This window comes from Micromonospora sp. DSM 45708 (assembly GCF_039566955.1).
Taxonomy (GTDB): Bacteria; Actinomycetota; Actinomycetes; order Mycobacteriales; family Micromonosporaceae; genus Micromonospora.
This window is the reverse complement of the sequence record NZ_CP154796.1, coordinates 6,668,313-6,681,117: the sequence shown is the minus strand read 5'-3', so window position 1 is coordinate 6,681,117 and position 12,805 is coordinate 6,668,313. Positions and strand designations below refer to the sequence as shown.

The following is a 12,805-nucleotide window of genomic DNA, read 5'->3' as shown; positions in this document are numbered from 1 at the left end:
CGTGACGGTGGCCAGGGAGCAGGCGCTCCGCGCGGTGAAGTCGGTGAGTCGGACGGTCGGTCGGTTGACCGCGGGCTCACGGATGGTGCCGGGATTCCTGATCGTGGGGGCGCAGCGCTGCGGCACCACCTCGCTGTTCAAGACGCTCTCGCAGCATCCCGGCGTGCTGCCGCCCGCCTACCACAAGGGTGTGCACTACTTCGACGTCGACTACCACCGGGGCATGAGCTGGTACCTCGGGCACTTCCCCACCAACGGCAAGGCGGACGCGGTGAAGGCGCAGCTCGGCGTGCGCGGGATCACCGGCGAGTCGAGCCCCTACTACATGTTCCATCCGCTGGCCGGGCAGCGGATCGCCAAGGACCTGCCGTCGGTGAAGCTGCTGGTGCTGCTGCGTGACCCGGTGGAGCGGGCCTACTCGGCGCACTCCCACGAGCTGGCCCGCGGCTACGAGACCGAGGCGGACTTCGAACGCGCGCTGGCGCTGGAGGAGCAGCGGACCGCCGGCGAGCGGGAGCGGATGACCGCCGACCCGACGTACGCCAGCGAGCACTTCCAGCACAACTCCTACCTGGCCCGGGGCCGCTACATCGAGCAGGTGGAGCGGCTGGAGGCGCTGATCGGCCGGGACCGGCTGCACGTCATCGACAGCGACGACTTCTTCGCCGACCCGCGACCGTCCTTCGACGCGGTCTGCGACTTCCTGGAGCTGCCCCGCTGGGCGGACATCGCGTTCGGCAAGCACAACTCGCGGTCCCGTTCGCCGATGTCGGCCGAGCTGCGGGCCCGGCTGGAGAACCACTTCGCCCCGTACGACGAGCGGCTGGCCTCGTGGTGGGGACGCGTGCCGTCGTGGCGGCGGTGACCCGGGCGGACGCCGACGCCACGGTCGTCCTACCGGCGGTCAGGCCGGGCGCGGGCCTGGGCGGCGCGGCCCGGCAGGGCTTCGCCAACCTGCTCGGCGTGGGTCTGGCCGCGGTGGCCGGCTTCGGCCTCAACATCGTCATCGCCCGGGGCTGGTCGGTCCGCGAGGCCGGCATGTTCTTCGCCGCCACCAGCGCCTTCATGATCGCCGCGTCGGCGGCCCGGCTCGGCACCGACGTGGGCACCGTCTACTTCGTCAGCCGGCAGCGCACGCTCGACCGGCGGGACCAGATCCGCGGCACGATCCTGGCCGGTCTGCTGCCGGTGCTGGCGGTCGGCGCGTTGCTGGGCGCGGCCGGCTGGCTGGCCGCGCCGGCGCTGGCCCGGGCGACCATGCCGGAGGCCGGTCCGGGCGCGGTGACCGCGCTGCGCATCCTGCTGGCGTTCGTGCCGCTGGCCGCGCTGAACGACTACGCGCTGGCCGCCTGTCGTGGCTTCGGTCAGATGCGCCCGCTGCTGACCGTGGAGCGGCTCGGCCGCACGCTGGTGCAGTTCCTGGCCGTGGCGGTGGCCGCCTGGCTCGGGCTCTCCGCCACCGTCGCGTTGCCGCTGGCCTGGGTGGTGCCGTACCTTCTCGCCGCCGTGGTCGCGCTGATCTGGCTGGGTCGGCTGGTCGGTCGGGCCGGCCGGCAGGTGGCCCGTCCGACCCCGGTCGGTGAGATGGTCGGCCCGTTCTGGCGGTTCACCGGCCCTCGCGCGATCAGCAGTGTGGCCGCGATCGTGGTGCAGCGACTGGACATCGTGCTGCTCAGCGCGCTGCGCGGGCCGGCGGACGCGGCGATCTACACGGCGGCGACCCGGTTCCTGGCGCTGGGTCAGCTCTCCAGCGTCGCGCTCTCCAGCTCGGTGCAGCACCGGCTGGCCGCCGCGTTCGCCCGGGGCGACCGGGCCGACGCCCGGCAGCTCTACCAGGCCGCCACCGGGTGGCTGGTGCTGCTCTCCTGGCCGGCGTACCTCATCTTCGCGGCGTTCGCCGCGCCCATGCTGTCGCTGTTCGGCGCCGGCTACGACGGCGGCCGTCGGGTGGTCGTGCTGCTCGCGCTGACCATGCTGGTGGCGACCGGGTGCGGCATGGTCGACATGGTGCTCAACATGGCCGGCCGCACCGCGTGGACGTTCTACAACGCGATGGGCGGCACGGTGCTCAACGTGGTCGCCAACCTGCTGCTCATCCCGCGCCACGGCATCCTCGGCGCCGCCCTGGCCTGGACCCTCTCCATCCTGGTCACCAACCTGGTGCCGCTGACCCAGCTCTGGTGGTCGATGCGGCTGCATCCGTTCGGCGCCGGCACCCGGGCCGCGATGGCGTTGGCCGTCGTCGCGCTGGGGTTGCCGCTCGGGGTGGCCACCCTGCTCGGCGCGACGCCGCCGGTGCTCGCGCTGGTGACGGTCGCCGGTGTGGCGGCGTACCTGGCGGGGGCGTGGCGGTGGCGGCGCACGCTGCACCTCGACGCGCTCCGGTCGCTGCGCCGGGGCCGTAACCGCGCCGGGGCGGACCCGGCGGCCCAGTCCTGACCGTTCCTGCGTACCGATGGGATCTTCGATGACCAGCGACTCCCCCCTCGCCCCGCACTCCGGGCTGTCCACGGTGAAGGCCGCCAAGCTCGCCGCGGTCGGCCTGTTGGCGGACCGCAAGGAACGCCGGGATCTGGAGCGACCGGTGGAGGCCGGCAAGCGGAAGCTCACCCTGAGGGTGGAGCGGCCGATCTTCATCCTCGGCGCCCCGCGCTCCGGCACCACGTTCCTGGGTAGCTGCGTGGGGGCGCTGCCGGACGTGTCCTACCACTACGAGCCGCGGCTGACCAAGGCGGTCGCCCGCTGCGTCTACGAGGGAAGTTGGACCCCGCAGCGCGCCGCGCGCTACTTCCGTGGCTACTACGGCGCACTGCTCGCCGCCGCCGGCCACGGTGGGCTGCGGTTCGCCGAGAAGGACCCGGAGAACTGCTTCATCGTGCCGTTCCTGGCCGAGGTCTTCCCGGACGCGGTCTTCCTGCACGTCTACCGGGACGGCCGGGACGTGGCGGTGTCGCACGCCGAGCAGCCGTGGTTGAACGCCGCCTCGACCGGCACCGGGCGCAGTGGTCGCGGCGGTACGCCGTGGGGTGCCGCTCCGCGGTTCTGGGTGGAACCGGAGCGGCGCGAGGAGTTCACCCGCGTCTCCGACCTGGGCCGGTCCGCCTGGATGTGGCGACGTTTCACCAGCAGCGCGTTGAGTCAGCTCGCCGCGCTGCCGGCGGACCGGGTCCGGCACCTGCGCTACGAGGATGTGGTCACCCGGCCGGCCGAGGCGGCCGAGGTCGTCGCCGACTTCCTGGCGGTCGCGGACCCGGCCGGTCGGCAGGCGCTGCACGCCCGGTTCGCGCAGGCCCGGCCCGACTCGGTGGGGCGTTGGCGGAAGCGACTGACCGAAGAGGACCTGACCGACGTGCTGGCCCAGGCCGGCCCGCTGTTGGCGGAACTCGGCTACCACCCGTGAGGACGCTTGCACGGGTAGAGTGCCAGGGGTCGCCCGCCCGGCCCGGCGTGCCGTCCCGCTGACGCGGGGCCCCGCCAGCAGGTTGACCGTGGGGCCGGCGACCATCCTGGGGAGAGGTTGCGGTGGTACGACGGTTACGACGGACGATGGCGACCGTGCTCGCTCTGGCCCTTCTGGCACCGGTCGCGGCGTGCGACTCCGGGTCGGGCGACCGGGCCGAGGAGACCGCGTCGGCGGTGCCGCCGCCGCCCACGGTGACGCCCCGCAAGGGCGCGGTCCAGACCACCGGGCGCGGGCCCGAGCTGCCGGAGAAGGGCGCCTGGGTGGGCGCCTGGGTGAAGCCGCAGTTCCACAACGCCACCGGCCGGGCCGCGGCGTGGGACGACTTCAACCGGGCGGCCGGCGGTCAGCTCGCCATCGCGCACATGTTCCACGAGTGGAACGAGCCGTTCCCGGGCGGCACGGAGCGGGCGTTCCAGGCGCAGGGCAAGCTACAGATGATCTCCTGGCAGGGCACCGACACCAGGTCGACGGTCAGCGGCGTCTACGACAACCTGATCCGGCAGCGGGCGCAGGACGTCAAGGAGTTCGGCGTGCCGGTGCTGCTGCGCTACCGGTGGGAGATGGACCGGCCGAACCTGGCCGCCAGCATGCACTCCCCGGAGGACTACGTCGCCGCCTGGAAGCACGTGCGTGCCATCTTCACCGAGGTCGGCGTCACGAACGCGGCCTGGACGTGGTGCCCGCACGCGGACGGGTTCGCCGAGCCCGAACGCCGGGCCGCCGACTACTACCCCGGTGACGACCAGGTCGACTGGCTCTGCACCGACGTCTATCCGAGCCCGGAGTGGAACAGCTTCAGCAACCGGATGGACCACTTCATGGCGTTCGCCAAGAAGCACCCGCGGCCGGTGGTGATCGGCGAGTTCGGGCTGACCCAGGACGGCCGGCCGGGTCAGCGGGCCGAGTGGATGCGCGAGGTCGGCCCGTACCTGAAGAAGCACCCGCAGATCAAGGCCGTGATCTACTTCGCGGCCAAGCAGACCGAGAAGCCGCTGTACGACAGCACGTTCGGCAACGACCCGGAGAGCGCGGCGGTGTTCCGCGAGTTGGCGACCGACCCGTACTTCAACCCGCCGTTGCCGGAACTCAGTGTCTCCTCTGCGCCACCCTCCGTACCCGCCCGGTGATCTTCACTCGTCTTTTCGTTCGACTCGGGCCGCTTCTTGAGTCAAAAAGGCCCGTCCCGGGTGGACGGGCGGCAGGCGAATGCGAGAAGGTATTGCTCTCACGTCTGCGGTCGGCCGTGCGACGCCACACCTCGCGTCGGCAACGGCCATGATCGCAGCGCCTCCGACGTTCCCCCGGAGCAGCCTGTGCCTTCCTCGATCCTGAGACACCGCTCGGTGTCCGCCTTCGGCGCTGCCGTGCTCGGCATCGCCGCCCTGTTCACACCGGTGCCGGCACTCGCCGCACCGGCGGCCACGGTCGCGCCCGACCACAGCACGTTGGTCGGCGAGGTGCCCTCGGACAAGACGCCGAACATCAACGACGGCAACGTCGTGGCCATCCACGACGCCGGCAGCAAGGTGATCGTGGGCGGCTCGTTCACCAACGCGCAGAACCGCGGCTCCTCGCCCGTCCCGGTCGACCGCCGGGGCGTGCTCGCCTTCGACAAGGCGACCGGCAAGATCGACAACGCGTTCGCGCCGGTGCTCGACGGTGACGTCACCGCGATCATCGCCGGTCCGACCCCGGGCACCGTCTACGTCGCCGGCACGTTCAACAAGGTCGGCGACAAGAACTTCCGCAAGCTCGCGCTGCTGAACGTCGCCGACGGCACCCCGGTCGACGGCTTCAAGGGCCCGGCGTTCAACGGCACGGTCAACGACCTCGCGCTGATCGACGGCCACCTGCTGGTCGGCGGCATCTTCAGCACGGTCACCGCGACCACCAACCGCAACGGGCTCGCCTCGCTGAACCCGACCACCGGCGCGGTGGACGAGTACCTGACCGTGTCGCTGACCGAGCACCACAACTGGACGCCGACCAACGGCGGCGCCTCGGCCGGTGTCGGCGTCGAGAAGCTGACCGTCTCGCCGAACGGCAAGCACCTCGTGGTGATCGGCAACTTCAAGAAGGCCGACGGCGCGGTGCACGACCAGATCGTGCGGATCAACCTGGGCACCAGCTCGGCCACCGTCGCCGACTGGAACACCGACGACTACTCCGGCGCCTGCAAGTACAGCGCGTTCGACTCGTGGGTCCGGGACGCGCAGTTCTCCCCGGACGGCAAGTACTTCGTGGTGGTCACCACCGGCGCGTCCTACCCGGGCACGCTCTGCGACTCGGCGGCCCGCTGGGAGACCGACGCCACCGGCGCCGGCCAGAAGCCCACCTGGACGAACTTCAGCGGCGGCGACACGTTCCTCTCCGTCGGCATCAGCGAGAAGGCCATCTACGTCGGCGGCCACTTCCGCTGGTCGAACAACCCGCTCGCCCGCGACAAGGCCGGCCCGGGCGCGGTGCCGCGGGCCAGCATCGCGGCCCTCGACCCGGCCAGCGGGCTGCCGCTCGCCTGGAACCCGGGCCGCAACCCGCGCGGCTACGGCGTCACCGAGATGCTGGTCACCCCGCAGGGCCTCTGGCTCGGCAGCGACCAGGAATACATCGGCAACTTCGAGTACCAGCGGAAGCGGCTCGCCTTCTTCCCGCTGGACGGCGGCAGCACGCCGCACTCGACCAGCACCAAGGGCCTGCCGGGCGACGTCTACCAGGCCGGCCGCGCGGCGCAGACCGAGGTGCTCTACCGGGTCAACGCGGGTGGTCCGGCCATCCCGGCGACCGACGGTGGGCCGGACTGGGCGGCCGACACCGACACCGCGCCCAGCCCGTACCACAACGGCGGCAACAGCGCGAAGGCGTACCCGACCAACGCGACGTTCGACGCCACGGTGCCGGCCAGCACCCCCGCGACGCTGTTCAACACCGAGCGGTGGGACCAGGCGACCGCGCCGGACATGCAGTGGGACATCCCGGTCGCGGCCGGCACCCGGGTGGACGTCCGGCTCTACCTGGCCAACCGTTACGCCGGCACCGCAACCGCGGGCAAGCGCAAGCTCGACGTCAGCATCGACGGCGTGCTCAAGCTGAACGACTTCGACCCGGTGGTGGCCGCCGGCGGCACCGACCGCGGCACCATGCAGTCCGTCTCGGTGGTCAGCGACGGCGTGGTCGACATCGACTTCGCCCGGGTCCTGGAGAACCCGCTGATCCAGGGCATCGAGATCGTCAAGACCGCGCCGACGCCGGACGCCTCGGACGTGCTCTACCGGGTCAACGCCGGTGGCGACCAGCTCGCCGCGCCGAGCGGCCCGGCCTGGGCCGGCGACAGCCTGACCGCGCCGAGCGCCCTGCACAACGCCGGCAACACGGTGACGACGTACACCACCGACGCGACGGTCGACGGCACCGTGCCGGCCGGCACGCCGGTCCAGCTCTTCAGCAGCGAGCGGTGGGACGAGTCGCCCGCGCCGGACATGCAGTGGGACTTCCCGGTCCCGGCCGGCACGCCGGTGCAGGTGCGGCTCTACCTGGCCAACCGTTGGGCCGGCACCGCCACCGCCGGAAAGCGCAAGTTCAACGTCAGCATCGACGGTGTGCAGAAGCTGAGCAGCTTCGACCCGATCGCCGCGATCGGCGCCACCAACAAGGGCACCATGCGGGCGTTCGCGGTCACCAGCGACGGCAACATCGACGTCGACTTCGGTCGGGTCCTGGAGAACCCGCTGGTGCAGGGCATCGAGATCGTCAAGCTGCCGCCGGTGCCGCCGGCCACCACCGTGGACAGCATCACCAAGCGGTCGTACGACGGCGCGACCGGCGTCGGCAACGCGATGTCGGTGCCGAACCCGGACAGCACCCGCTGGTCGACCGTCAAGGGCGCGTTCTGGGTCGGCGGTGACCTGTTCTACGGCGTCGGCGGCGACCTCTACAAGCGGTCGTTCGACGGCACCGAGTTCGGCACCCCGAAGAAGCTCGACCCGTACCACGACGAGAAGTGGGACCAGGTCGTCACCGGCTCCGCGCCGGAGGGCCAGACGTACGCGGGCATGGCGGCCAACTTCGCCGCCGAGATGCCCAACGTGACCGCGATGTTCTACAAGAGCGGTCGGATCTACTACTCGTTGGCCGGCCAGAGCACGCTGTTCTCCCGGCAGTTCACGCCGGACACCGGCACGGTCGGCGCGGAGCGGACCACGATCACCGGAACGACGGCGTTCGCCGACGCGGGCGGCCTGTTCCTGGACGGCGACAAGCTCTACGTCGTCTCCCGGAGCACCGGCAACCTGTCCTCGATGGACTGGGCGGACGGCGCGCCGACCGGTTCCGCCACCACCCGCAGCGGTCCCACCGTCGACGACGTGGACTGGCGCGGCACCGCGGTCTTCGTCGGCCCCTGACGTTCACCCCGCACGACGCGATGGCCCGGCCGGTATCGGCCGGGCCATCGCCCTTTTCCGGGCCGGCGATGGCTACTGTCGGAGGGTGCCCACCGATCCCCTCCGCTGTGCCGGCGCGCTGATCGTCGACGACGACGGCCGCATCTTCGTCCAGCGTCGCTCACCCCGTCGGCGTCTCTTCCCCAACTGCTGGGACATCGCCGGCGGCCACCTGGAGCCGGGCGAGGAGATCGACGACGCGCTGCGCCGGGAGGTCACCGAGGAGACCGGGTGGGCGGTGTCGCACGTGCTCGGCCTGGTCGGCGAATACCGCTACACCGGCGACGACGGGCTGGACCGGGTGGAGACCGACTTCCTGGTCCGGGTGGACGGCGACCTGAGCCGGCCCCGGCTGGAGCCGACCGAGCACACCGAGTTCCGCTGGCTGGCGGAGCGTGACCTCGACCTGCTGGACGAGCACCGGGACGTCAACGACGGGCTGATCCGCCAGATCGTGGCGGACGGCTTCGCGGCGCTGCGGTCGATCGGGCTGTAAGGCGATCATGGGCTGAACCACGGCCGCCGGGCCGCCGACGATATCCTCACCCCGTGGAAGCGGTCGAGAAGAGGAGCGTGTCGGCATGATCGGGATGGTGCTCGCCGCGGGTGCGGGGCGCCGGCTGCGGCCGTACACGGACACCCTGCCCAAGGCCCTGGTGCCGGTCGACGGGGAGGTCACCATCCTCGACATCGCGCTGCGCAACCTCGCCGCGGTGGGGCTGACGGAGGTCGTCATCGTGGTCGGCTACGCGGCCGACGCGGTCCGGCAGCGGCAGGCCGAGCTGGCCGGGAAGTACGGCGTCACGATCACCCTTGTCGACAACGACAAGGCGGAGGAGTGGAACAACGCGTACTCGCTCTGGCTGGCCCGGGAGCACTTCTCCCGGGGGGTGCTGCTGGTCAACGGCGACACCGTGCACCCGGTGAGCGTGGAGAAGACGCTGCTGGCCGAGCGCGGCCCCGGCATCCTGCTGGCGGTCGACACGCTCAAGCCGCTGGCGGAGGAGGAGATGAAGACCACCTTCGACGCGGCCGGCCAGCTCACCCGGATCACCAAGCTGATGGACCCGGGCGAGGCGTACGGCGAGTACATCGGCGCGACGCTGATCGAACCGCAGGTGGCCGACGCGCTCGCCGACGCGCTGGAGGCGACCTGGCGGCGCGACCCGAACCTCTACTACGAGGACGGCTACCAGGAGTTCGCCGACCGGGGCGGCGAGGTGCGGGCGGCCCCGATCGGTGACGTCTCCTGGGTCGAGGTCGACAACCACGAGGACCTGGCCCGGGCGCGGGAGATCGCGTGCCGCTACTAGCCCGTAGCGTCCTCACCCCGCTGCACATCGACGTGCGGCGGGGCGCGGTGGCGGATCTGGCGGCGATCCTCTCCGACGGCCGGATCTCGGCCGGCGGTGACGTCGCCGTGGTGGTCGGGCCGGGGCAGGGCGAGAAGATCGCCGAGTTGCTCCGGCCGTCGCTGCGGTCGGCGGACGTGTTCACGGTGGCCGGGGGCACGCTGGACGCCGCCGACGAGCTGGGCGGCAAGCTGCGCGCCCGGTCGTACGACGCGGTGGTCGGCATCGGCGGCGGCAAGACCATCGACGTGGCGAAGTACGCGGCCACCCGGCGCGGGCTGCCGATGGTGACGGTCGCGACCGCGCTGGCCAACGACGGCATCGCCTCCCCGGTGGCGAGCCTGATCACCGAGGGCCTGAAGGGCTCCTACGGGGTGCACATCCCGATCGCGGTGATCGTCGACCTCGACTTCGTGGAGGCCGGGCCGGAGCGGCACAACCGGGCCGGGATCGGGGACGTGGTCAGCAACATCAGCGCGCTGGCCGACTGGGAGCTGGCCCGGCGGGTGCGCGGCGAGCCGGTCGACGGGCTGGCCGCCTCGCTGGCCCGGGCCGGCGCGGAGGCGGTGCTGAACCATCCGGGCGACATGACCGACGACGCGTTCGTGACGGTGCTGGCCGAGGCGCTGATCTCCAGCGGCCTGGCGATGGCGGTCTGCGGCACCAGCCGCCCGTCCAGTGGCGGCTGCCACGAGATCATGCACGCGATCGACGCGCTCTTCCCGGGCACCGCCTCACACGGTGAGCTGGCCGGGCTGGGCGCGTTGTTCTGCACGTTCCTGCGCGGCGACGAGCGCCGGTTCGCGGAGATGTCCGCCTGCCTGGCCCGGCACGGGCTGCCCCGCCTGCCGTCCGAGGTGGGATTGACCGACCACCAGTTCGTCGAGGCGGTGCAGTTCGCGCCGGCGACCCGGCCGGACCGCTACACCATCCTCGAACACCTGACGATGTCCGCTTCCGAGACCCGGGAGCGGCTGGCAGACTACGCCGGTGCCCTCCGCGACCACCTTGGCTGAGCCCCGTCCCACCGTCGCCGACTTCCACCGGGTCAACCGGGGAGGCGGCCTGTTCAGCGAGTCGATCAGCCAGTGGATCGGGGCGGCGTTCGCGCTTGCCGCCCAGCGGCTGGGGCTGCGCCCGACCGCGCTGACGCTGGCCAACCTGGTGCTGGGGCTGGCCGCCTCGGTGACCGTGGTCGCGCTCGCCGACGACGTGGCCGCCGGCACCGTCGGAGCCTGGGTGGTCGGCCTGGTCGCGCTGGTCGGCTGGCAGATCGCGTACGCGTTGGACTGCGCCGACGGGCAGCTCGCCCGGGTGACCGGTCAGGGCAGCGCGGCCGGCGCCCGGATCGACGTGCTCTGCGACGTGGCCGCCCAGATCGCGTTGGTGACCGCGATCGGCGCGGTGGCGGTGGCGCAGCGCCCGGCCACGCCGGTCTGGCTGGTGGCAGCGTTCGCCGGCACCTGGATGGTCAACCTGGTGACGTCGGTGATGCAGTCCGGCCCGAACGCGGCCAGCATGGTCACCTCGACCTCGTTCCCGGTGCGGGTGGTGAAGCTGGTCCGCGACTACGGCGCGGTGATCTTCCTGGCCGGCCTGGTGCTGGTGTTCGCGCCTTCGTTGGCGTTCTGGGTGGTAGTGGCGTTCACCGTGGTCAACGGCGGCTTCCTGCTGGCCAGCATCGCCTTCTCCGCCCGCGCCGCGCTGTAAGGCGGGGCCCCTTCTTTACACCATCCGGCCGGGGTCGCCGGATCATCCGGCTCGCTGCTGCTCTCGGGTGGGCCGAACACGACCGGGCGGTCCGTCGTTGGCGCGGATCCGCACCGGCTGCTCCTCACCGCGGCAGGTCGGGGGAGACACATCGGGCGGCGGCGCGGCGCTGGCGTGCCGATTCGTAGAGCACGACGGTCGCGGCGTTCGCCGCGTTCAGGGAGCTGGCGGTCCCGGACATCGGGATCCGGACGAGCTGGTCGCAGGCCGCACGCCAGCCGACGCTGAGACCGTTGGTCTCGTTGCCGATCAGCGCCAGCGTGGGTCGCGTGAAGTCGTGCTCGGCGGCATCCAGTGCGCCGTGTTCGTCGGCACCCACGATGCCGATGCCGACACCGGCGGCGCGCACGTCGGCGACCCAGGACAGCACGGCCTGGTGTGCGGGCACCCGGACCACGGGCAGCGCGAACAGCGAGCCGGTGCTTGCCCGTACCGCCTTCGGGTCGTACACGTCGGCGGCATGGCCGGTGACGATGACGCCGGACGCGCCGAAGGCGTCCGCGGACCGGATCAGCGTCCCGATGTTGCCAGGGCTGGTGGGCCGGTCGAACACGACGGTGAGCATGGTCGGCCCGACCGGGATGCGGCACAGGTCGTCCTCGCGCAGCGCGACCACGGCCAGCAGCTCCGGTACCGTGTCCGCCTTGCCGCCCAGCTCGTGCATCAGTTCACGGGAGACGGCGAACCTCTCGGCCCGGACGGTGTCCAGGGTCCTGCGGGCCCAGCCGGACATCTCGGCGTCGGCGTCGTGGAGCAGCTCCCGGACCTGCCAGCCGTGTTCGACGGCCATCGTGATCGGGCGTACGCCCTGCACGAGGAACTCGCCGCGACGCTGCCGCTTGCTCCGGTTGCGGAGCAGCGCCTGCCACTGCTGAAATCGCGCGTTGCGGCCACTCACCCGCACGCTCACCGGCTCCCTCGCGGAGCGGGGTCCGGGGTGTCCCGCCCGAGTCCCCGGCGAATCGCGATCTCCACGGGCGAGTACGCACCGTCGGCCCGGTCCAGTTCGTACGGCGCGGCCGGCATCAGCGGCGGCTGGGCCATGAAGCGCGGTCGCGTCCCGTGGTGCGGCTGCGCCGCGTGCACCAGGAACGGATGGCAGAGGAAGACATCACCCGGCGTCCCGGTGGCCAGGGCGAGTGGCCGGTGGTCCGAGGCCGCCACCAACTCGGGTGCGAGGTCCAGCCCGCTCGCCCCGTCCTCCCCGTACTTCTCCAGCACCTTCGGCACGTCGAGGTGTGAGCCGACCCGGATCCGGGTCGGCGCGTCCTCCGCACCGACCTCGCTGAACAGGAACAGCATGAGCAGCGCCCGGCCCCGGGAGCGGAGATTCGTGAAGTACCAGCTCGCGCCCTCCGGCAGATAGCTGCCCTCGATGTGCCAGCCCGCGTCGTCCGGCTCGTCCCGGTGCGGGAAGCGCAACGGGAACGTGCCCAGCGAGTAACGCGGCTCCCAGCGTCCCGCGCCGACGAGCAGGTCGTACGCGTGGTGGAGGAACGGAGAGTTGGGTGCGGCGGCGAACGGCCCCTGCGCCATGCCGGGCACCCAGTGCACGGCCTGCGTCCAGGTTGCCGGGTCGTCCGGGTCGCAGCCCGTCTCCCGCCACAGCAGCCGCGCGCAGTCCGCGGCCACGCGCGGCGCGACGGCCCCCGCCACCTTCACGAACCCGTCGCGAAGGAACCGGGATACCAGTGTCGTGTCGTCCATGCGCCCATCGTGTGGTGGCACCGGTCCCGGTCACCCGACACTTCCCGCTCCGCGTCGGTCGGGTGTGCCGGCGA

11 protein-coding genes are annotated in these 12,805 nt (G+C 72.1%); 9 read left to right on the top strand and 2 right to left on the bottom strand.

The window, feature by feature from the left end:
* The first annotated feature begins 1 nt into the window (after position 1).
* The 9 genes from VKK44_RS29325 (at position 2) to VKK44_RS29285 (ending at position 10,964) form a co-directional block, all read left to right on the top strand.
* The gene (locus tag VKK44_RS29325) at positions 2-865 is read left to right on the top strand and encodes a sulfotransferase domain-containing protein (RefSeq protein WP_343444396.1); all 864 of its coding nucleotides are present in this window, start codon (positions 2-4) and stop codon (positions 863-865) included.
* Positions 832-2,439 carry an MATE family efflux transporter gene (locus VKK44_RS29320; protein ID WP_343444394.1) on the top strand — a complete coding sequence of 536 codons (1,608 nt, stop codon included), beginning with the start codon at positions 832-834 and terminating at the stop codon, positions 2,437-2,439. Before VKK44_RS29325 ends, VKK44_RS29320 begins: the two co-directional genes overlap by 34 nt.
* A gap of 28 nt (positions 2,440-2,467) precedes the next feature.
* Positions 2,468-3,400, top strand: a complete 933-nt coding sequence (locus tag VKK44_RS29315) for a sulfotransferase family protein (protein ID WP_343444392.1) — start codon at positions 2,468-2,470, stop codon at positions 3,398-3,400.
* Between the two features lie 146 nt (positions 3,401-3,546).
* A complete protein-coding gene (locus tag VKK44_RS29310) occupies positions 3,547-4,590 on the top strand; it encodes a glycoside hydrolase family 26 protein (RefSeq protein WP_343444391.1) in 1,044 nt (347 codons plus the stop codon).
* A gap of 216 nt (positions 4,591-4,806) precedes the next feature.
* Entirely contained in the window at positions 4,807-7,863 is a 3,057-nt protein-coding gene (locus tag VKK44_RS29305) for a malectin domain-containing carbohydrate-binding protein (protein WP_458351579.1), read from the top strand.
* 85 nt (positions 7,864-7,948) lie between these two features.
* Complete coding sequence (locus tag VKK44_RS29300; RefSeq protein ID WP_343444389.1) at positions 7,949-8,398, top strand: NUDIX domain-containing protein; 450 nt, start codon at positions 7,949-7,951, stop codon at positions 8,396-8,398.
* Between the two features lie 85 nt (positions 8,399-8,483).
* Entirely contained in the window at positions 8,484-9,215 is a 732-nt protein-coding gene (locus tag VKK44_RS29295) for a phosphocholine cytidylyltransferase family protein (protein ID WP_281934106.1), read from the top strand.
* The gene (locus VKK44_RS29290) at positions 9,203-10,270 is read left to right on the top strand and encodes an iron-containing alcohol dehydrogenase family protein (RefSeq protein WP_343444388.1); all 1,068 of its coding nucleotides are present in this window, start codon (positions 9,203-9,205) and stop codon (positions 10,268-10,270) included. The genes VKK44_RS29295 and VKK44_RS29290 overlap by 13 nt, the downstream gene beginning before the upstream one ends.
* Positions 10,245-10,964, top strand: coding sequence for a CDP-alcohol phosphatidyltransferase family protein (locus VKK44_RS29285; RefSeq protein ID WP_343444387.1), 720 nt, complete (start codon positions 10,245-10,247; stop codon positions 10,962-10,964). Before VKK44_RS29290 ends, VKK44_RS29285 begins: the two co-directional genes overlap by 26 nt.
* A 124-nt stretch (positions 10,965-11,088) precedes the next feature.
* Here the strand turns inward: VKK44_RS29285 and VKK44_RS29280 are convergent, their stop codons facing one another.
* Together VKK44_RS29280 and VKK44_RS29275 are read right to left on the bottom strand one after the other, a co-directional pair.
* Positions 11,089-11,934: a TrmH family RNA methyltransferase gene (locus VKK44_RS29280; protein ID WP_343444386.1), complete on the bottom strand. Its 846-nt coding sequence runs from the start codon at positions 11,932-11,934 to the stop codon at positions 11,089-11,091.
* Positions 11,931-12,731 carry a phytanoyl-CoA dioxygenase family protein gene (locus tag VKK44_RS29275; protein WP_343444384.1) on the bottom strand — a complete coding sequence of 267 codons (801 nt, stop codon included), beginning with the start codon at positions 12,729-12,731 and terminating at the stop codon, positions 11,931-11,933. Before VKK44_RS29275 ends, VKK44_RS29280 begins: the two co-directional genes overlap by 4 nt.
* Positions 12,732-12,805: the final 74 nt, after the last annotated feature.